General features: G+C 64.3%; 18 protein-coding genes. 10 read left to right on the plus strand and 8 right to left on the minus strand.

The features are described 5' to 3' along the window. Positions 1 to 29 precede the first annotated feature (29 nt). The 4 genes from ACO08C_RS07735 to hrcA form a co-directional block, all read right to left on the minus strand. Positions 30 to 377, minus strand: coding sequence for a hypothetical protein (locus ACO08C_RS07735; protein WP_421784610.1), 348 nt, complete (start codon positions 375 to 377; stop codon positions 30 to 32). 11 nt (positions 378 to 388) lie between these two features. Next, on the minus strand, positions 389 to 1,681 hold the full coding sequence (locus tag ACO08C_RS07740) for a M48 family metallopeptidase (RefSeq protein WP_421784612.1): 1,293 nt from the start codon (positions 1,679 to 1,681) through the stop codon (positions 389 to 391). 68 nt (positions 1,682 to 1,749) lie between these two features. Continuing rightward, entirely contained in the window at positions 1,750 to 2,418 is a 669-nt protein-coding gene (gene grpE / locus ACO08C_RS07745; RefSeq protein ID WP_421784613.1) for a nucleotide exchange factor GrpE, read from the minus strand. Between the two features lie 20 nt (positions 2,419 to 2,438). Beyond that, positions 2,439 to 3,509, minus strand: a complete 1,071-nt coding sequence (gene hrcA / locus ACO08C_RS07750) for a heat-inducible transcriptional repressor HrcA (protein ID WP_421784615.1) — start codon at positions 3,507 to 3,509, stop codon at positions 2,439 to 2,441. A gap of 120 nt (positions 3,510 to 3,629) precedes the next feature. Between hrcA and rph the strand changes: the two genes are divergently transcribed. Further along, the gene (gene rph, locus ACO08C_RS07755) at positions 3,630 to 4,340 is read left to right on the plus strand and encodes a ribonuclease PH (protein ID WP_421784617.1); all 711 of its coding nucleotides are present in this window, start codon (positions 3,630 to 3,632) and stop codon (positions 4,338 to 4,340) included. Between the two features lie 148 nt (positions 4,341 to 4,488). Here the strand turns inward: rph and ACO08C_RS07760 are convergent, their stop codons facing one another. Further along, complete coding sequence (locus tag ACO08C_RS07760) at positions 4,489 to 4,719, minus strand: helix-turn-helix domain-containing protein (protein ID WP_421784619.1); 231 nt, start codon at positions 4,717 to 4,719, stop codon at positions 4,489 to 4,491. 13 nt (positions 4,720 to 4,732) lie between these two features. Then, positions 4,733 to 5,275: a DUF2975 domain-containing protein gene (locus ACO08C_RS07765; RefSeq protein WP_421784621.1), complete on the minus strand. Its 543-nt coding sequence runs from the start codon at positions 5,273 to 5,275 to the stop codon at positions 4,733 to 4,735. Positions 5,276 to 5,617: 342 nt separating this feature from the next. Between ACO08C_RS07765 and rdgB the strand changes: the two genes are divergently transcribed. Both rdgB and hemW read left to right on the plus strand, forming a co-directional pair. Further along, positions 5,618 to 6,235, plus strand: coding sequence for an RdgB/HAM1 family non-canonical purine NTP pyrophosphatase (gene rdgB / locus ACO08C_RS07770; protein ID WP_421784623.1), 618 nt, complete (start codon positions 5,618 to 5,620; stop codon positions 6,233 to 6,235). Next, complete coding sequence (gene hemW, locus ACO08C_RS07775; RefSeq protein ID WP_421784625.1) at positions 6,228 to 7,364, plus strand: radical SAM family heme chaperone HemW; 1,137 nt, start codon at positions 6,228 to 6,230, stop codon at positions 7,362 to 7,364. Before rdgB ends, hemW begins: the two co-directional genes overlap by 8 nt. A 7-nt stretch (positions 7,365 to 7,371) precedes the next feature. Here hemW and ACO08C_RS07780 read toward each other — a convergent pair whose 3' ends face one another. Continuing rightward, positions 7,372 to 8,706 carry a penicillin-binding protein activator gene (locus tag ACO08C_RS07780; RefSeq protein ID WP_421784627.1) on the minus strand — a complete coding sequence of 445 codons (1,335 nt, stop codon included), beginning with the start codon at positions 8,704 to 8,706 and terminating at the stop codon, positions 7,372 to 7,374. On the opposite strand from ACO08C_RS07780, the gene rsmI reads away from it, so the two are divergent. The 7 genes from rsmI (at position 8,705) to ACO08C_RS07815 (ending at position 16,590) form a co-directional block, all read left to right on the plus strand. Next, positions 8,705 to 9,604, plus strand: coding sequence for a 16S rRNA (cytidine(1402)-2'-O)-methyltransferase (gene rsmI, locus ACO08C_RS07785; RefSeq protein WP_421784629.1), 900 nt, complete (start codon positions 8,705 to 8,707; stop codon positions 9,602 to 9,604). The two genes, ACO08C_RS07780 and rsmI, sit on opposite strands and share 2 nt — an antisense overlap. Continuing rightward, positions 9,601 to 9,987 (plus strand): YraN family protein, encoded by a 387-nt coding sequence (locus tag ACO08C_RS07790; RefSeq protein WP_421784631.1) that lies wholly within the window; start codon positions 9,601 to 9,603, stop codon positions 9,985 to 9,987. The genes rsmI and ACO08C_RS07790 overlap by 4 nt, the downstream gene beginning before the upstream one ends. Before the next feature lie 59 nt (positions 9,988 to 10,046). Beyond that, complete coding sequence (locus tag ACO08C_RS07795; RefSeq protein WP_421784633.1) at positions 10,047 to 10,712, plus strand: BON domain-containing protein; 666 nt, start codon at positions 10,047 to 10,049, stop codon at positions 10,710 to 10,712. Positions 10,713 to 10,723: 11 nt separating this feature from the next. Further along, positions 10,724 to 11,668, plus strand: coding sequence for a glutathione synthase (gshB, locus tag ACO08C_RS07800; RefSeq protein WP_421784635.1), 945 nt, complete (start codon positions 10,724 to 10,726; stop codon positions 11,666 to 11,668). 146 nt (positions 11,669 to 11,814) lie between these two features. Next, the gene (locus ACO08C_RS07805; protein ID WP_421784636.1) at positions 11,815 to 13,353 is read left to right on the plus strand and encodes a YifB family Mg chelatase-like AAA ATPase; all 1,539 of its coding nucleotides are present in this window, start codon (positions 11,815 to 11,817) and stop codon (positions 13,351 to 13,353) included. A gap of 41 nt (positions 13,354 to 13,394) precedes the next feature. Continuing rightward, a complete protein-coding gene (locus tag ACO08C_RS07810; RefSeq protein ID WP_421784638.1) occupies positions 13,395 to 15,233 on the plus strand; it encodes an ATP-binding protein in 1,839 nt (612 codons plus the stop codon). 16 nt (positions 15,234 to 15,249) lie between these two features. Continuing rightward, on the plus strand, positions 15,250 to 16,590 hold the full coding sequence (locus ACO08C_RS07815) for an AmpG family muropeptide MFS transporter (protein WP_421784640.1): 1,341 nt from the start codon (positions 15,250 to 15,252) through the stop codon (positions 16,588 to 16,590). Between the two features lies 1 nt (position 16,591). On the opposite strand, the gene ACO08C_RS07820 is transcribed toward ACO08C_RS07815, so the two are convergent. Next, on the minus strand, positions 16,592 to 18,871 hold the full coding sequence (locus tag ACO08C_RS07820; protein ID WP_421784642.1) for an NADP-dependent malic enzyme: 2,280 nt from the start codon (positions 18,869 to 18,871) through the stop codon (positions 16,592 to 16,594). Positions 18,872 to 18,879: the final 8 nt, after the last annotated feature.

Below are 18,879 nucleotides of genomic sequence, written 5' to 3' on the forward strand. Positions count from 1 at the left end.
CGAGACCGTCAGGCGCGCCGGTTTCGGGTTCACGCCAGGGCGAGGCGGGCGAGTGTGCCGATCACGGCGAGCGTGAAGGGCAGGATGAACGCGCGGACCACGCGGACGGCCCAGCTTTCCCGGAGGAAGAAGATGTCCCGCACCCAGCCGTCGGGTTGCCCGGTCAGCTTGCGGGCGCGGGTCTGCAGGACGCAGCGCCCTCGATTGATCAATAGTCCGGCCAGAATGGTGAAGGGCGCGATCAGCGCCCAGATTGCAGCCATGCGCCAGTGTCCGGTTGTCGCAAAGACAATCAGAACCGCGAGCGCCGCCAGACAGGCGGCAAGGATCGCTGTGTGGACCAGCCGCAGCCAGAACAGCTGTTGGTCTGTCGTCATGCGGTGAGCGGTCAGTCGGTTGCCGATTGCGCGGCCAGGTCGCGCATGATTGCTTCGGCGCGGTCGAGCCGCAATTCCGGTGTCTGGTCTTCGGCGCCGAGTGCCAGCTGACCGGCTTTCCACTGCATCGACATGGCGACCCGTGCACGGCCCGACGGATGATCGAAGAAGACAAATTCCTCCAGCGCGCCGGGATCGATTTTGCGATACGCAGCGAGGCGTAGTGCGGCGGTCGCGAACCCGTCGGGCGCGCGCGCGGCGTTGAGCCCGAACAGGTCGGCCTCGGCCTCATTGGTCCGGATGACCGTGTTGGCGACCGGCGTCATCAGGAAGAAAAAGACGGACAGGCAGGCCGCGAGCAGCGGCAGGCCGGCGATGTCGGAAATTCCGGTGATGCCCCAGCGCGCGCCGAAGCGCTCGTTCAGGACACGAAAGAGCGCGTCGGTGAAGGCAAAGCCGATGGCCAGCAGCACTGCAAAGACGGTGAACATCTCCCAGAGATGGTTGAGCGCGTAATGGCCCATCTCATGGCCCATGACGGCGAGCACCTCGTCGGAGTCGGTATTGTCGATCAGCGTGTCGGACAGCGCGATCCGGGTCGTGCCGAAGAGGCCGTTCACATTCGCGGTGATGCGGTTGGACTGGCGCGAGACATCGAAGACATAGACGTCATCGGCGGGAATGCCATTGGCTTCGGCGAGGGCGAGAATGTCGTCGCGCAGCTCGCTCTCCTCCATCGGCGTGTACTCGTTGAAGAGCGGATCGATATAGACCGGCGAGACGAAGATCGCGACCGCCAGCAGGACCACCGACACCGCCGCGCCCCAGATCCACCAGGCGCGCTTGGCGATCCGCAGCACCAGGTAGAACAGGGTCAGGAAAATCGCGGCCATGATCACGCCGGTGACGAGGCCGATCGCCTGTTCGCTCATCCAGCCGCCCAGCGTCATGGTCGACAGGCCATAGGCATGCTCGCGGAAATAGCCCTGCCAGAGCGTCAGCGGGAACAGGAGGAGGGTCGTCACGACGGTGTAAACCGCCGCGTAGATCGCGACCGTCAGGGAGGTTGATTTCACCATGCCCTTCACGCGATCGCGCAAGCCTTTGGAAAGCCCGGTCTGCAAGAGCAGGAAGGCGACCACCAGGCCGGCGACCAGATTGATCAGGATGAGCCAGTAGCCGCCCTCATAATAGGCGTCCGAGCGCGCCCGGGCAGCGGCATCCATGGTGGCGATATAGGCATCGGTCGCAGCGGCGGGATCGAAACCGGTCACCGACGCTGCGGCAAACAGGCCGTTCAGCATGACATCTCCTCCCCTGTCAGGAGCGGAGGGGACGCCAATTCCGGTGGGAAATCAATCCTTGCGGACGATCAGGCCTTCACGTCGACGCCGGATCCCGGCTCGTCATCACCCGCCGCAGCGGAGTCATCATTGGCGGCCTGCGCTCCGGCGGAGACCGCAACCATGGCGGCCCGCAAGGTCCGATCGCCGATCATATAGCCGGGCGCGAAGCTGGCGGCGATGCGGCCGGCCTTATGTTCGGAAGGGATCTGGGTTGTGGCCTGGTGGCGGTTGGGATCGAAGGCTTCGCCCGGTTCCGGATCGATCTTCTTCACGCCATGGCGCTCGAGCGCGGAAAGCAGCGATTTTTCCGTCAGGGCGACGCCATCGACGAGGGTTTTCGCGGGACCTTCGAGATTCTCGGCCTGCGCCGCCTGCAAGGCACGCGAGAGATTGTCGGCCACGCTCAACACGTCGCCGGCAAAGCGCGAGATCGCGTATTCGCGGGCATCCTTGACGTCGCGCTCGGCCCGGCGCCGTGTGTTCTGGATCTCGGCGGCGGTGCGCATCAGCTTGTCGCGCGTTTCCTCGAGCTCATCCTGTAAAGCCCGCACAGCGTCTTCAGGGGAAGGATCGGCGCTTGCCGCCGCTTCGGCTTCGGCGGTTTCGAGCGCGGCTTTCTCGGCCGCTTCGATTTCCGCGATCCGATCCTCGATCGGTTGATCGTCCGTGTCCTGTGCGGTCTTGTCTTCAGCCATTTTCACGTCCTCTTGCCCGTCTAGCTGCGGGATTTATCCAGTAGCCGGCCCACCACGCGGGCCGTGTAATCGACCATCGGGATCACGCGCGCATAATTCAGACGCGTCGGGCCGATGACGCCCAGCGCGCCGATGATGCGGCGGTCGGAGTCCATATAGGGAGCCACGATCATACTTGAACCCGACAGGGAGAAGAGCGGGTTCTCGGCGCCGATGAACAGGCGGACGCCGTCGGCATCGCGGGCCTTGTCCAACAGGGCGATCAGGCCCTCCTTGCGCTCCAGCTCGTCGAACAGCAAGCGCACGCGTTCCAGGTCTTCGGCGGCCTGGAGATTGTCGAGCAATTGCGCCTGACCGCGGACGATGAGCGCACGCTCGGTACCGCCCGACCAGTCGGCAAGCCCCTGTTCGACAAGGGATTGTGCGGCTTCGTCGAGCGCCGCGCGGCGTTCGGCCATTTCCGCGCGGATCTCATCGGCGGCCTCTTTCAGCGTGCGGCCCTTGAGCCGGGCCGACAGGTAGTTGCCGGCTTCGATCAGCGCCGAGGACGGCAAACCGTCCGGCGCGATCATCATGCGGTTCTCGACCGAACCGTCCGCACCGACGAGAATGGCCAGCGTCTCATGCGCCGAGACCGGCACAAATTCGACATGCTTGAGCGGCATCTCCCGCGAAGGTGAGGTCACCAGCCCAGCGCCGCCCGCGAGCCCGGCCAGCATGGAGGAGGCTTCCGAGAGCACATCGCGGACATTGCGTTGGCTGCCGGCGACGCGGGATTCGATGGCGTCCCGGTCTTCAGGCGCCGGTTCGCCGACTTGCAACAGGCCATCGACGAACAGGCGCAGACCGGCATGCGTGGGCAAGCGACCGGCGCTCTGGTGCGGCGCCGTCAGAAGGCCGATCGCGGCCAGATCCGACATCGTGTTGCGAATCGAGGCGGGCGACAGCGCCATGCCCTGGCGCCGTGACAGGGTCCGCGAGCCCACCGGATCGCCGGTATCCAGATAGGTTTCCACGATCTCGCGGAAGATCATCCGCGAGCGTTCGTCGAGATCCGTGAGATTCGGCGTGGACCGGTTTTCTTCCGACATATCGGCTCTCAGTTAGGACAAGGCTGAAACGGGTTCAATTGTGGCGTGCCGCTGGAAACGGTTTACGCCTGCCAGACCCGCGTCTAGACGGTCGGGCGAGAACCGATTGGAGACCGCCCCATGAGACCTTATGGCCGTGCCCTCGACGCGCTTCGCGATGTCAGCATCGAAACCGGCGTATCGCCTTATGCCGAGGGGTCCTGCCTGATCCGCTTCGGCAATACGCATGTGCTGTGCACGGCGTCGGTCGAAGAGAATGTGCCGCCCTGGATGCGCAATTCGGGGAAGGGCTGGGTCACTGCCGAATACGGCATGCTGCCGCGCGCGACCCATACGCGCGGCCGGCGCGAGGCGGCTGCGGGCAAGCAATCCGGCCGCACGCAGGAGATCCAGCGCCTGATCGGGCGTTCATTGCGGGCGGTGATTGACCTGAAGGCGCTCGGCGAACGCCAAATCACCGTCGATTGCGATGTCATCCAGGCCGATGGCGGCACCCGCACCGCAGCGATTACCGGCGCTTGGGTCGCGCTGAAACGGGCGATCGGCTGGCTGATGGAGGAAGGCCTGCTGGAAACCGATCCGGTCTATGGCCAGCTGGCTGCCGTCTCCTGCGGCGTAGTGGACGGCACGGCCCGCCTGGATCTCGAATACGAGGAAGACCGGGTGGCCGAGACCGATGCCAATTTCGTGCTCACCGTGGACGGCGGAATCGTTGAAATCCAGGCTACTGCGGAAGACAAGCCGATGACCGAAGACGATTTTGCCCGACTGTTTACCCTGGCGCGCAAGGGTGTCGCGGAGCTAGGCGAAATCCAGAAATCCGTATTATAAGGAAAAAAGAAGCAGCGGGAGCGCGCTGGGGGGCTAAAAAATGGCCCGATCGGCGCTCTTGGGAAGGGGCGTATATGCCGATCAGGCCCGCTCCCGCTGCTTCTCACCAACCGGCCGGGGACCCGTCCGGGGGTGATTGTGATCCGGATCAGGCGTCAGCGCCGTCACCGTCCTCATCATCGTCGTAGCTAAGAAGGTCGCCAGGCTGGCAATCCAGCACCTCGCACAACGCTTCCAGCGTCGAAAATCTTACGGCCTTGGCCTTTCCTGTCTTGAGGATGGACAGGTTGGCCATGGTGATGCCGACCCGGTCGCACAGCTCTGTCAACGACATGCGGCGCTCGAGAAGCATCCGGTCAAGGGTGACGCGAATGGGCATGACGCGCGCCTCCCTAAATCGTCAATTTCTGTTCCTGGCGCATTCGGGCTCCTTCGCGGAGCACCTGGGACAGCACCAGGAGGGCGGCCACGGCGAACCATGAGCCAAGGTTGAGATCGAAGCGTGACAGCTCCACGCCGCCGATCCGGTAGTCGAAGACGGCCAGCGAAATCGCGACCAGTCCCTGCGCGGCATAGCGAACGTTCTGATAGACCGCGATCGCCACCGCGATGACCCGGAGATGACCGGCATTCTCAGGGACAAAGGGATCCCCTGCGATCAGTGTCCGGACGATCAGCCGCAAACGGTGAACGATCACCATCAGGGCCAGAATTTCCGCGACAGCGAGCGGCAACAGGACGACGAGATCGACGACGCTGCGCAGCGAGCTGGCGGCGGATTCGGGAATCCAGCCAAAGAGCTGAAACCCGAAGACAAGGGTGGCACCGAGGAAACCGACTGCACTGACAGTCAGCACCGCCCACAAGAGGTACCAAACAATATCGAGCAGCCATTTCAGCCCCCCGATCATCGGACCCGGTTTGATTGCCTCCATATTTCCCCTTGCCCCATTTTCGGTACCCGGCGGCGCCTCACGCTACCGCCGGGACCCATGTATCATCATGCGACCGTCGAGGTCAGCGCGGCAACTATGCCGGATCCAACCGCGATGATAAGGAACGCATTAATCACAGCTGCCGCAAAGAACCGGGCTGCACCATTTTCGGACCTGACCATTTTCATCTCTCCTGTGTTTCGTTTCAATCGACCAGAGTGTTCTATTTTGTCTGCCGGACGATCATTTCGCCGTCCGTGGATTTATCGATAAACATAAAAAACGCGCGGCGCAAGCAAAAATATCGTTTTTCGATATGAATTTTTCGAAAGGCGATAAAAAATGGGGGTGAATCGGTACGTGTCGGAGGCGAAAAACTGGGTTCTTGCCTCCCATAATAAAGGCAAAATCAAAGAGATAAGCGATTTGCTCGCGCGCCGCGGAATCGTGCTGCGATCCGCTGCAGATTTTTCTTTGCCGGAGCCGGACGAGACCGAGAACAGTTTTGAAGGGAATGCCCTGTTGAAGGCGCGGACCGCCTGCGCGGCGACCGGATTGCCCACTCTGGCCGACGATTCGGGGCTCTGCGTTGCGGCTCTCGGCGGGCAACCGGGCATTCATTCGGCCCGATGGGCCGGCGAGCCGCGCGATTTCGACAGAGCCATGAAAAAGGTTCAGGACGGCCTTGAGGCGACCGGGCAGGATGACCGGTCTGCGGCTTTCGTCTGTGTTCTGGCGCTCGCCCTCCCCGACGGGTCGCACCGCTTTTACGAAGGCCGTGTCGAGGGCGAGATTGTCTGGCCGCCGCGTGGAGATCACGGCTTCGGCTATGATCCGATCTTCCGTCCGGAGGGAGAAAGCCGGGTCTTCGCCGAAATGAGTTCGGTAGAAAAGGCCGGTTTGAGCCACCGCGCTCGCGCGATGTCAAAGCTCATGTCCGCCGAGTTCGGCGATGAATGACACGCCGCTTGGCCTCTATGTGCACTGGCCGTATTGCGCACGAATCTGCCCCTATTGCGACTTCAATGTCTATAAGGCGCGCGGGGATGACGACGCGTTGTTCGCGGCGTTGCTGGCCGATCTCGATTACTGGCAGCGGCATGCCGACGGACGGAAGCTGGTTTCGGTGCATTTTGGCGGTGGAACCCCGTCTCTGCTTTCCGGCACGCAAATCGCCCAATTGATAGCCAGGGCGAGCGATTGTTTCGGTTTCGCGCCGGGTGCCGAGATCGGGCTGGAAGCCAATCCCAATGATGCGGCGCGGTTCGAGGACTATGCCGCTGCCGGTATCAATCGCCTGTCGCTCGGCGTGCAGAGTTTCCGGAACGAGGCGCTGACCGCGCTGGGACGCGACCATGATGCCGCCGCGGCGCGTCAGGCCTGGGATCTGGCGCGGGAACTGTTCGGTTCGGTCTCACTGGATCTCATCTACGCCCGCGAAGGTCAGGGCGTGGCTGATTGGGAAGCGGAATTTGGCGCAGTCCTGTCGCTGCAGCCCGATCATCTCTCGACCTATCAGCTGACCATCGAGCCGGGCACAGCGTTCGAGCGGCGGGTGAAGCGTGGCGAGCTGGTGCCGCCGGAGGATGATCTCGCCGCGCAGCTCTATTCCACGACGCAATCCATGTGCGAAGCGGCAGGGCTCGCCGGTTACGAAATTTCCAACCATGCCCGCGCGGGACATGAATCGCGGCACAATCGGCTGTACTGGGAGGGCGGGGACTGGATCGGGATCGGTCCAGGCGCACACGGCCGGATCGGCTGTTCCGAGAATGGCGGCCGGATCGCCAGTGATACGGCGCGGCGGCCGGCCGATTATGTGCAGCGTGTGGCCGAAACCGGCACGGGGTCCCGGGTCGAGACGCTGTCCGCGCTGGATGAGGCCCGCGAACGGATCCTGATGGGCCTGCGCGTTGCCGAAGGGCTGGATGTTGCGGCACTGGAGGTCGCAACCGGCCTCGGTCCGGACGAGGAAGAGGCAGGGCGGTTTCAACGGCAGGGATTGCTGACGCTGGCAGGCGGCCGGCTCTCACTGACGCGCGGTGGCCGGCTTTATGCCGACGGCATAGCCCAAGCGCTTTGCCCCTGATGCGCCGCTAGAAGACCGCCGGGTCAAACTGGCGCGGTGCCGGGTCGATGACCCGGAATTCGTCGCGGCGAACTTCATACACGGCGAGACCGCGTTCGATCCGGCCGTCGGCGCGGAACCGGAACAGGCCGTCGGCGCCGTAAAATCCTTCCGGGTCCTCAAGCGCTTCGCGGCTGAAATCGCCTTCGCCGGACAGGAATATTGCCAGCAGAACCGCGTCATAGGCATGGCTGGCAATACGCGACGGGGCGTCACCGAAAGCGGCCTCATACTGTTCGACGAAGGCTGCATGCGCTTCGTCATCCGGGCCCGCAAACCAGCCGCCATGGAGGACGGGTTCGCGCCGTGTTTCATCGTCATTCCAGAGGCCGGTGCCGAGGAAGCGGATAATCAGCGGGTCGATCTCGTGATAGGGCAATAAGGGCCCCAGCGTGCGCAAGCGGGTTCCGCCTTCCGGCAGAAGGACGGCCTGAAAAGGCGCATCCGGCGAGGGCTGCCATTCGCGCGAGCGGAACTGCATGGCTTCTTCCGCCTCAAGGCTTGTGAAGCCGAGTTCCGCGAGCCGGCGTGCCGCCGATGTCATGGCTTCGACGCCGCCGACATAGGTCTCTTCGGCTGCCAGATAGGCGCCGTTCTGCTCCGCCGAATCCTGCAGTGCATCGCGCACCGTCGAACCGTAGGTTCCACCGGGTCCGATAAAGGCAAAGCGCTCGACGCCCAGCAGTGAAACATACTCAACGATCCGGGCGACTTCCTGTTCGGGCGGCAGACTCAACAGGTAAACGCCATTGCCGGCAATGCTGGTATCGGTTGAAAAGGCCAGCACCGGCACATCATAGCGGCTGGCGATTTCGCCGGCGGCGGCCGCGGCCGTGCCGAACAAGGGCCCGAGAATGATGTCGGCGCCATCGTCGATCGCGGCTTGCGCAGCTTCACGGGCACCTTCGGCTGTCCCGCCTGTATCCTTCGGAATCAGGACCAGCGTTTCCGGCCCGTGTTCGAACAGGGCGAGCTCTGCGGCGTGCAGGAGGTTGGCCGCTTCGCTGCGCGCGGCCGAATTGGCATGGCTGAAAGGCAGGAGCAAGGCCGCCCGCGTCAGGTCGCGATCTTCGAGATGACGCGGGACGACGCCGTCCTCGCGTTCGGCGGGCGGCGTTTCGGTTTCCGGCGGCTGTTCCGGCAGTTCGATCTCGACCGGCACGGGCGGTGGCGGCGGCGGAGGAGGCGGGGCCGACGTGGTGGCGCAGGCGGTTGCCGCCAACGCGCCTGCCGTGGACAGCAGCGAAACCACAACCGGTCTTGGTAAGTTCCGCCAGAAGCGCAAAGATGCAGGAAGAATCATGGCCAATCCGCTTTCAGATATTTCCGGCGAAGCTAGCCGCCGCGCGCCCAGGCCGCAACCGCCGGAGCCGGGTCTCAATATCGTGTCGACACCGATCGGCAATCTGCGCGACATCACGCTGCGGGCGCTGGATGCGCTGGCCGGGGCGGACCGGGTTTATGCCGAGGACACGCGGGTGGCCGGAAAGCTGCTCAATGCCTACGGCCTGTCACCGAAGCTCCACGCCTATCACGATCATAATGGCGCAAGGGTGCGGCCGGCCATCCTGGCGGCGCTGGCCGCCGGAGAGCGGGTGGTGCTGATCTCCGATGCCGGAACGCCGCTGATCTCCGATCCGGGCTACAAGCTGGTGCGCGACGCGATCGACGCCGGCCATCCGGTGCGCGCCCTGCCCGGCGCATCGGCCCTGCTGGCCGGGCTGGCGGCGTCCGGCCTGCCCAGCGACGCCTTTCATTTCGCTGGATTCCTGCCGCCGAAATCCGGAGCGCGCCGCAACCGGCTAAGCGAGCTGGCGGCGGTTCCCGGCACGCTGGTCTTCTATGAAACCGGCCCGCGTCTCGCGGCCAGCCTGGCGGACATCCATGCCGTTCTGGGCGATCGCGAGGCGGTGGTCGCGCGCGAGCTGACCAAGCGGTTTGAGGAGTTCCGGCGCGGCCCTGCGGCGGCGCTCGCGGCGCATTACGCCGAACAGGGTGCACCGAAGGGCGAGATCACCCTGCTGATCGGGCCGGGAGATTGCGCACCGCCGGATGCGGCGGATATCGATGCCGAACTGGCTGCGCTGATCCCGGAGATGGGCGTGAAAGGCGCTGCCGGTAAGCTGGCCCGGCGTACGGGCCTGGCCAAGCGCGATCTCTATGCGCGGGCGCAGGCGCTAAAGGATGGTGGCAGCTCATGACGGGCGGGCGCCAGGCTGCGGAACAGTTCGGCCGCCGCGCCGAATCCGTGGCGGCGCTGTGGCTGTTCCTGAAAGGCTACCGCATCCTCGCGCGCCGCGCGCAAACCGGCGTTGGGGAGCTGGATCTGGTGGCGCGCAGGGGCGGCGTTCTGGCGATCGTCGAGGTCAAGGCTCGTCCGAACTTGCGCTTGGGCCTCGAAGCGATTTCCTGGCAGCAGAAACAGAGGATCATGCGGGGCGCGTCGGGTTTCGTCAGCCGCCGCCGCGAGTTGGCGGGACTGGCGATCCGTTACGATCTGATCGTGATCCGGCCGTGGCGGCTGCCGCATCATGAGCGGCAATTTTTCTGGCCGGAGGGCCGCGCGGCGATGGACTTTAATTGAACGGAATCATTTGCGCAGATAGGTTGGCCGCAGGCTGTCTCCTGCGGAGTCAAAGACACATGAAGTTTTCCATCCTGTCGGTTCTTCTGGCGCTTGCCCTGGCCGGGTGTGCTGCGGTTCAGCCCGAGCGGTCGATCGGCCGCGATCTCGACGACACCAATGCCTCGCTGTCGATCAAGGCGGCGATGACCCGGGCCGAGGGCTATGCGCTCGACGGGGTCGATGTGGAGGTCACCGACGGTGTCGCCCTGCTCACCGGCACGGTGCCGCGCGACGAAGACCGGCGGCAGGCCGAGTGCCTGGCCTGGTCAGCGCTGGCCGTGCGTGCTGTCGAGAACGAGGTGGCCGTCTCCAATGCAATAAGCTTGCGCGACGGGGCGCGCGATGCCTGGATCACCCAGCAGATCCGTGGCCGCCTGTTGCGCGACCGCTCGGTGCGGAGTGTGAATTTCAATGTCGAGGCGGAAAACGGGCGCGTCTTCCTGCTCGGCATCGCGCGCACGCGCGGCGAGCTGGAACGCGCTGCCCAGCACGCCTCTCTGGTGGACGGTGTCACAGAGGTCGTCACGCTGGTACGTGTGGTCGGTGAAGAGCGCGCGCCGGTGGCACGGGGCGCGCGGCAAGCCGCGGCCTGCGGCGGCGAGGCGATTCCGTCGGGCGATAATCTGCCGGCACTGGACGCGCCTGAGGATCTTCGCTCCGCGCCCGTCACGCCGATCGACTAGGTGAGTATTTCATGACGCTCCGCATCGCGGTCCAGATGGACCCCATTTCCTCCGTCGACATCAATGGCGATACGAGTTTCGCTTTCATCGAAGCGGCGCAGGCGCGCGGTCACAAGGTCTGGACCTATCAGCCGAAACACCTGTCTTGGTCGATGGGGCTGATCACGGCCCGCGCGAAACCCGTGACGGTACAGCGGATCAAGGACCAGCCGGCCATCGAAGGTGAGGCCGAGACCCTGGATCTCGCCAAGGATGTCGATGTGATCCTGATGCGCCAGGATCCGCCCTTCGACATGTCCTACATCACGGCATGCCATGTGCTCGAATACCTCAAGGGTAAAACGCTGGTGCTCAACGACCCGAAATGGGTGCGCTCGAGCCCGGAAAAACTCTTACCGCTGGATTTTCCCGAGCTGATCCCGCCGACGCTGATCTCGCGCGATCTGGCGGAGATCAAGGCGTTCCGCGCGGCACACAAGGACATCATCCTGAAGCCGCTTTACGGCAATGGCGGGGCGGGCGTATTCCGCGTGAAGCCGGATGACGGGAATTTTTCGTCCATGGTAGAGATGTTCTTCGGGCTTAATCGCGAGCCAATCATCGCGCAGGCCTTCCTGCCCAATGTCGCCTCCGGAGACCGGCGCGTCATCCTGATCGACGGTGAACCGGTGGGTGTGATCAACCGGGTGCCGCAACCTGGCGAAACGCGCTCGAACATGCATGTCGGCGGGCGCGCCGAGGCGGCTGAGCTGAGCGCGGCGGATCGCCATATCTGCGAGACGATCGCGCCGGTCCTGAAAGAGCGGGATCTCGTCTTTGTCGGTATCGATGTGATCGGTGACCGGCTGACCGAGATCAATGTGACCTCGCCAACCGGGGTGCAGGAGCTGAAACGGTTCTCCGGCACAGATGCCGCGGTCCTGTTCTGGGATGCGGTGGAGCGCCGATTAGCTTGACATTCGTCACACAACCTTGACTCGAAGTCTGTTTTTGTTCTTATATTGTTCCTGTTTTGGCCAAAGGGTTTTTCACCTTCTGTGGAAAACTGGCGGTTTCCCAGAGGGTTACGGCATGACCTGGTGGGGCGGGACGGAGCAGAACCATGGGCGCAAGCACGACGACAATTGCGTTTGAAGGGGCCGAGGCGCGCCGGGTCGATGTCGAGGTCCAGTTCACCGGCGGTCAGCCCGCCTTCATGGTGGTCGGCCTGGCCGACAAGGCGGTGGCCGAAAGCCGCGAACGGGTGCGGGCGGCCTTCGCGGCCATCGGGCTATCGCTGCCGCCGGGCCGGGTGATCGTCAACCTGGCGCCAGCGGACCGGCCGAAAGAGGGGGCTCATTTCGATCTCCCCATCGCGATCGCGATGATGGCGGCGATGAATGTCGTCCCGCCGGATGTCGCGGCCGATCATCTCGCCATGGGCGAGCTGGGGCTGGACGGATCGATCAATCCGACCCCGGGCGCCCTGCCGGCAGCGATGGCGGCGAGCCGGCTCGATCTCGGTTTTATCTGTCCGGAGGCCTGCGGGCCGGAGGCGGCCTGGGCGGGCGGCGAATTGTCCATTCTGGCGCCCGCCTCACTCATCCAGCTGGTCAACCATTTCAAGGGCCGGCAGATGCTGGCGCGCCCCGTGCCGGGCGATCTGGTCGATGCGCGGCCCGATCTCGATCTGAAAGACGTTAAAGGCCAGGAGAGCGCCAAGCGGGCGCTCGAGATTGCGGCGGCGGGCGGACACAACCTTCTGATGACCGGTCCGCCCGGATCCGGAAAATCGATGATGGCCGCGCGATTGCCGGGTCTATTGCCGCCCTTGTCGGCACAAGAACTCCTCGATGTGTCGATGATCCAGTCGGTGGCCGGGTTGCTCCAACGCGGGCGATTAACCCGTTCGCGCCCCTTCCGGGCCCCTCATCATTCCGCGTCGATGGCGGCGATGGTGGGCGGCGGGCAGCGTGCCAAGCCGGGCGAAGCTTCGCTGGCGCATCATGGCGTTTTGTTTCTCGACGAGCTGCCGGAATTTCATCCGCAGGTGCTCGACAGTTTGCGTCAGCCGCTGGAGACCGGCGAGATCGTTGTGGCCCGCGCGAATGCGCACATCGCCTATCCCGCTCATTTTCAGCTGATTGCAGCGATGAATCCATGCCGCTGCGGCTGGGCCGGTGCCAATGGCGAGGCCTGCAAGCGCGGGCCGAGATGTGCCGCCGACTATCAGGCGCGTGTGTCCGGTCCGCTGATGGACCGCATCGATCTGCATGTCACCGTGCCGCCGGTGACGCCGGCCGATCTCGCCTTGCCGCCGCCGCCCGAGGGGACGGCGGAAGCGGCAGACCGGGTGGCCCGGGCGCGGGAGGCGCAAACCGAACGCGGACGACTGAATGCCCGCCTGACCGCCGATCTCATCGATCATGTTGCCGAACCGGACCGCGCCGGGCAGCAATTGATCAATCAGGCGGCGGAGGCGATGGGACTGACCGCTCGTGGTTATCACCGGGTGCTGCGCGCGGCCCGCACCATCGCCGATCTCGATGGCGTGGATGGTGTCCGCCGGGTCCACATCGCCGAGGCCTTGTCGTTGCGCCGTGCGGCGCCCGGCGCCGGACTGGCCCGCAGCGGGCGAATCGCCATGGCCACCAGGGTCTAAGGAAGCGCTTCCTTAACCGGTCGACGGATAAACCTGCCGGCATGTCTGATGCGAACGCCCCGTCGAACCCGTCGGCCGAGGCCGAGGCGGCGCTAGCCGCCCTGGATGCGGCCGGCGAAATGGCCATGCTGCGCGCGGAAGACGGCCGGGTGCAATTCGTCAATCACGCCTTCCTATCGGCTTTCGGCGGCAAGCGGTCGGACTGGATCGGCCGCTGGTTCGCGGTGGCTCCAGCCGCCCCGGTAGAAAAAGGCGCGCGCCGGTTCGAATCGCTGATGCGGACGCGATCCGGCAATCGCTGGGTGGAATGGGATGAGCGGCCGGTCGAAAGCGGCGGATCGATTTCGATCGGGCGCGATGTCACCGATCAGCGCGACGCCGTCGAAGAGCGCCGGCAGGCGGAAGATGCCCGCACGCGGTTCTTTGCGTCCGTCACGCACGAATTGCGCACCCCGCTCGCCGGTGTGAAAGGGGTCGCCGACCTCTTGGCAACCACCCCGCTGCAAGCCGATCAACGCGAATATGTCCGGGCGGTCGCCGACAGCGCGGTCCACGGCCTGCAGCTGATCGACGAAATCCTCGACCTGTCGCGGCTCGAGGCCGGGCATTTCGATTTCCGACCCGAACCGGCCCGGCCCGCCGACATTGCCCGCCATGCCGTGGAACTTCTGGCGCCGAAAGCGGCCGAGAAAGGCCTGGCAATCGCCAGCGTTGTGCATGACAGCGCACCGGAAGAAGTGTTGGCCGATATCGGCCGGGTCCGCCAGATCCTGTTCAATCTTTTGGGCAATGCCGTGAAGTTCACGCAGTCCGGCGGTTGCTGGGTGGAGTTGTCGGGTGACATCGACAGCGAGGACCGGGCGCGGCTGATCATCACCGTGCGCGATACCGGTCCGGGCATCGACCCGGCCGATCAGGCCAAGATATTCGATCATTTCGAGCGCGGCAGCGGCCCGGCACAGCTCGCTGAAAGCGGGGCGGGGCTCGGCCTGTCCACCGTCAAAAAGCTGGTTGAGGCCATGAATGGCGAGATCGGCTTGCAAAGCATGCCCGGGGATGGCGCATCCTTCTGGGCGGCCCTGCCCCTGCCGGTCCGCAAGGGCGCTCGCATCGACCGTCCGCTCGCCGGCGAGCAGGTGACCATTGCTTCGCCGGCATCGGTGATCCGCAATGCCCTGTCGGCGCAAGTTCTGGCGCTTGGCGGTGAAGCGCGGACGCTGTCCAATCCGGATCGCCTGAGCGCCGCGCGCGGCACGACGCTGCTGCTCGACGCGAAATGGGCGGATCGCGCAAAAGGCAGCGGCGCCAAGCGCGCCCTGATTCTGGCCGAGGCGGCCGAAAAAGACCGCATCCGCGATAATCCGCCGGAGGGCGCGGACGGGTGGCTGGTCCTTCCGGTCCGGCGGCAAAGCCTGGAACGCTTCATTGGACGGGATTTGCCTGGCCGGGCGGGCGACGCAAACCGTCTGGAGGGCGAAGGTTGGCCGCTCGCCGGGCTGCGGATTCTGGTCGCCGAGGACGACCCGGTGAATGGGCTGATTGCCGAGCGCACTCTGCTGCGGCTCGGAGCCCAGCCGGAGCGGGCGCAAAACGGACGCGAAGCGCTCGACCGTTTGCGTATGGGCGGGCTTGATGTTGCCCTGCTGGATCTGCGCATGCCGGAAATGGACGGTCCGGCCGTTGCCAAGGCGTTGCGCGGTGAAGGCAACAACCTCCCGCTTGTGGCGCTGACGGCGAATACGTCGGACGCCGACCGGCGGGCCTGCCTCGAGGCCGGCATGAACGCATTCCTGACAAAACCCGTGGATCCTGAAACCCTTACCGGGACTTTGCTGAGCTTGTCGAAAGCGCAAAACCGTTTCAGGGTCGTGTCCGGATAAGCCGGAGACTTTGCCGATGACGGATGCAAGCCTGCCAGGGGATGAGACGCGCAGCTGGCAGCGGACGGTTCTCGTCTACTTCACACCTGTCATGCTGTCGATGCTGATCCTCGGATTTGCGTCCGGCTTGCCGCTCTACATGGTCTTCCAGAAACTGTCTTTCTGGTTGCGGGATGCCGGTATCGAGCGATCGACAATCGGCTTCTTCTACTGGGTGACGCTGTCTTACACGTTCAAATTCCTGTGGGCGCCCATTGTCGACAGGGTCCAAATCCCGTTCCTGCATCGCGCGCTCGGGGCGCGCCGCTCATGGATCGTCACGGCGATCAGCGGCACAGTAATCGGACTGGCCATCATCTCACAGACTGATCCCACACAGGGCCTCCTGCCCGTGGCGATTGGCGCGATTCTCTTGTCTTATTCCGGCGCAACACTTGATGTGGCTATCGATGCCTGGCGTATCGAGTCGGCCCCGAACCGGATGCAGGCCAACATGGCAGCGGCTTATTCGTTCGGATATCGCATTGCCTACATGACGTCGGGGCTCGGGTTGGCGATCTCTGAATGGTCGAACTGGTCGGTGTCCTTCCTCGCCATGGCAGGGGCGATGGCCATCTCGGCGGTACTGGTCTTCTTCATGAAGGAGCCGCAGGCAGGTGTTGCCAAGCGCGGGCTAGAAGGCTCGTTCGGAATGAAGGTCGTCAATGCGGTCTGGGAACCGTTCAAGCAATTCCTGGGGCGGTTGGGCGGCTGGCTTTTGCCGGTCATCCTCCTCGTCATGATCTATCGCATGTCGGACTTTACCATGGGCGTTATGGCCAGTCCGCTGTATGCGGACATCGGCTTCGACCGTGCCATTGTCGGCGGCATCCAGAGCGGTCCGGGGCTGGCCGCGACCATGATCGGGTTGTTCGTCGGCGGTATCGCCGTGTTCCGCTTCGGTCTGATGCGCGCGCTCGTCATCGGGCTGGTGATCACGCTCATCACCAACGGCGCCTATGCTTGGCTGGCAGCGACAGCCGATTCCGACAGCATCTGGCAGCTGACCGTGGCGATCGTCGGGGACAATCTCGCGGGCGGTTTCGTGACCACCGCTTTCATCGCCTATCTGTCCAGCCTCGTAGATCCGGCCAATGCCGCAACCCAATACGCGCTGATCAGCTCCTTCTACGCTTTCGTGGCCAAATTCCTGTCAGGGTTTTCGGGTGTGCTCGCGGACGCGGTCGGCTATGTGAACTTCTTCCTCATCACGGCGGCGTGGACAGTGCCCGCCGGGATCGTCCTGTTCATTATCATGACCATGGGACCGAAGGCCGCGACCGGGCAGCACAAATTCGCCGAACGCGAAACCGTCTGACCTACTCCGCTGCCATGCCGTCGGCCGAGAGATCGTACGCAGCGAGCGCTGCCAGGGTGGCGATCTCGGTGACGGGGGCACCAAGCCGGGCGATCTGAACCGGTTTTTCAAATCCCAGCAGCATCGGCCCCAGCACCGTTGCGCCGGCACCTGCGCCCATCAGCCGGGTGGCAATCGAGGCCGAGTGGATCGCTGGCATGACCAGCACATTGGCTGGTCCCGACAGGCGCGAGAACGGGTAGAGCAGGCGATGCGCCGAATCGAGCGCGACATCGGCCGCCATCTCGCCTTCATACTCGAAGTCGACCTCACGTTCGTCGAGCAGGCTGACCGCCGCCTGGAGCTTTTCCGAGCGTTGGCCGGCCGGATTGCCGAAGGTCGAATAGGATAGGAAGGCGACGCGCGGATCGAAGCCGAAACGGCGGGCCGCCGCCGCGGCTTCGCAGGCAATATCGGCCAGCGCCGGGGCGTCGGGGAATTCCGTCACATTGGTATCGGCAATGAATAGCGTGCGGTTCTTGGCGAGCACGATCGACATGCCGATGACCCGTTCGCCATTGGCCGGATCGAGCACGCGGGAAATATCCTGCAGGGCGGCGTCATAGTTCCGGGTGACACCGGTCACCATGCCGTCGGCATCGCCGAGCTTGACCATGCAGGCGGAGAAGACGTTGCGGTCATTATTGACCAGCCGCTGGACATCGCGCTTCAGATAACCTTCGCGCTGGAGCCGCGAATACAGGAAGGCGGCATAGTCGGAATTGCGTTCCGACAAGCGTGCATTGACGATTTTCAGCGCGTCTTCGGGCACGCCGACCAGGCGCATATTGGCGCGCGTCTGTTCTTCGCGGCCGACCAGGATGGCTTCGCCCAATTCCTGATTCTGGAACGCGTACGCGGCGCGGATGACAGAAGGCTCCTCGCCCTCGGCGAAGACGACGCGTTTGCCTTTTCCGGCGACCGCTCCCTGGATGCGCTGCAACAGCGCGGCAGTCGGATCGAGGCGCCGGGCGAGCGAGGCCCGGTAAAGCTTCATGTCGTCGATCGGCCGCCGGGCGACGCCGGTATCCATCGCGGCCTGCGCGACATAGGGCGGAACGTAGGAAATCAGCCGCGGATCGAAGGGCGAAGGAATGATGTATTCCCGGCCGAAACTTGGCCGCTGGCCATGATAGGCGGCGGCCACCTCGTCCGGCACGTCCTCTTTCGCGAGATTGGCCAGCGCGGTGGCGCAGGCAATTTTCATTTCCTCGTTGATCGTGCGGGCGCGGACATCGAGCGCTCCCCGGAAAATGTAGGGAAAGCCCAGCACATTATTGACCTGGTTCGGATAATCCGAGCGGCCGGTGGCCATGATCGCATCCTTGCGGATCTTGCGGACGATTTCAGGCCGGATTTCCGGTTCGGGATTGGCCATGGCGAAGATGATCGGATCCTTCGCCATGGACTTGACCATGTCCTCGTCGACCGCACCGGCGACCGACAGGCCGAGAAAACAGTCAGCGCCCTTCAGCGCTTCGGCGAGGGTGCGGGCCTTGGTCGGCGCGGCATGAGCGGCCTTCCACTGGTTCATGCCGTCTTCGCGGCCCTGATAGATGGGTCCGCGCGAGTCGCAGAGAATGCAGTTGGCGGCTTTCACGCCCATCGCCTTAAGCAGTTCGAGCACGGCGATCCCGGCGGCGCCGGCGCCGTTAACGACGACTTTCAGCTTCGACATGTCGCGCCGCGTGATCTCGCAGGCATTGATGATGCCGGCGGCAGCGATGATGGCGGTGCCGTGCTGGTCATCGTGAAAGACCGGGATGTCGAGGCGCTCGCGCAGCTTCTGCTCGATGATGAAGCAGTCCGGCCCCTTGATGTCTTCGAGATTGATACCGCCGAACGTTTCGCCGAAACGCGCGACGCATTCGATGAATTGGTCGGGATCGTCTTCCGAAACCTCAATGTCCATGCCGTCGATGTCGGCGAACCGCTTGAACAGGACGGCCTTGCCTTCCATGACCGGCTTGGAGGCCATCGGTCCGAGATTACCAAGGCCGAGAATGGCTGTACCGTTCGAGACCACCGCGACCATATTGCCTTTCGAGGTGTACTCGTAGACGGCGTCGGGATCGGCGGCGATCGCCTTCACCGGTGCGGCCACGCCCGGCGAATAGGCGAGCGACAGATCGCGCTGGGTCGCCATCGGCTTGGTGGGCTGAAGGGCAAGTTTGCCGCGGGTCGGCTGGCTGTGGAATTTCAGCGCGTCTTCGTCGGCCACGGGGCTGGTGCGGTCGGGCATTGCGGCAT

The organism is Hyphobacterium sp. (assembly GCF_965229905.1).
Lineage (GTDB): Bacteria > Pseudomonadota > Alphaproteobacteria > Caulobacterales > Maricaulaceae > Hyphobacterium.

What these genes read in the sequence shown, in the direction of transcription:
- ACO08C_RS07735 (WP_421784610.1), bottom strand. Translation starts at nt 377, where the DNA reads ATGACGACAGACCAACAGCTGTTCTGGCTGCGGCTGGTCCACACAGCG.
- ACO08C_RS07740 (WP_421784612.1), bottom strand. Translation starts at nt 1,681, where the DNA reads ATGCTGAACGGCCTGTTTGCCGCAGCGTCGGTGACCGGTTTCGATCCC.
- grpE (WP_421784613.1), bottom strand. Translation starts at nt 2,418, where the DNA reads ATGGCTGAAGACAAGACCGCACAGGACACGGACGATCAACCGATCGAG.
- hrcA (WP_421784615.1), bottom strand. Translation starts at nt 3,509, where the DNA reads ATGTCGGAAGAAAACCGGTCCACGCCGAATCTCACGGATCTCGACGAA.
- rph (WP_421784617.1), top strand. Translation starts at nt 3,630, where the DNA reads ATGAGACCTTATGGCCGTGCCCTCGACGCGCTTCGCGATGTCAGCATC.
- ACO08C_RS07760 (WP_421784619.1), bottom strand. Translation starts at nt 4,719, where the DNA reads ATGCCCATTCGCGTCACCCTTGACCGGATGCTTCTCGAGCGCCGCATG.
- ACO08C_RS07765 (WP_421784621.1), bottom strand. Translation starts at nt 5,275, where the DNA reads ATGGAGGCAATCAAACCGGGTCCGATGATCGGGGGGCTGAAATGGCTG.
- rdgB (WP_421784623.1), top strand. Translation starts at nt 5,618, where the DNA reads ATGGGGGTGAATCGGTACGTGTCGGAGGCGAAAAACTGGGTTCTTGCC.
- hemW (WP_421784625.1), top strand. Translation starts at nt 6,228, where the DNA reads ATGAATGACACGCCGCTTGGCCTCTATGTGCACTGGCCGTATTGCGCA.
- rsmI (WP_421784629.1), top strand. Translation starts at nt 8,705, where the DNA reads ATGGCCAATCCGCTTTCAGATATTTCCGGCGAAGCTAGCCGCCGCGCG.
- ACO08C_RS07780 (WP_421784627.1), bottom strand. Translation starts at nt 8,706, where the DNA reads ATGATTCTTCCTGCATCTTTGCGCTTCTGGCGGAACTTACCAAGACCG.
- ACO08C_RS07790 (WP_421784631.1), top strand. Translation starts at nt 9,601, where the DNA reads ATGACGGGCGGGCGCCAGGCTGCGGAACAGTTCGGCCGCCGCGCCGAA.
- ACO08C_RS07795 (WP_421784633.1), top strand. Translation starts at nt 10,047, where the DNA reads ATGAAGTTTTCCATCCTGTCGGTTCTTCTGGCGCTTGCCCTGGCCGGG.
- gshB (WP_421784635.1), top strand. Translation starts at nt 10,724, where the DNA reads ATGACGCTCCGCATCGCGGTCCAGATGGACCCCATTTCCTCCGTCGAC.
- ACO08C_RS07805 (WP_421784636.1), top strand. Translation starts at nt 11,815, where the DNA reads ATGGGCGCAAGCACGACGACAATTGCGTTTGAAGGGGCCGAGGCGCGC.
- ACO08C_RS07810 (WP_421784638.1), top strand. Translation starts at nt 13,395, where the DNA reads ATGTCTGATGCGAACGCCCCGTCGAACCCGTCGGCCGAGGCCGAGGCG.
- ACO08C_RS07815 (WP_421784640.1), top strand. Translation starts at nt 15,250, where the DNA reads ATGACGGATGCAAGCCTGCCAGGGGATGAGACGCGCAGCTGGCAGCGG.
- ACO08C_RS07820 (WP_421784642.1), bottom strand. Translation starts at nt 18,871, where the DNA reads ATGCCCGACCGCACCAGCCCCGTGGCCGACGAAGACGCGCTGAAATTC.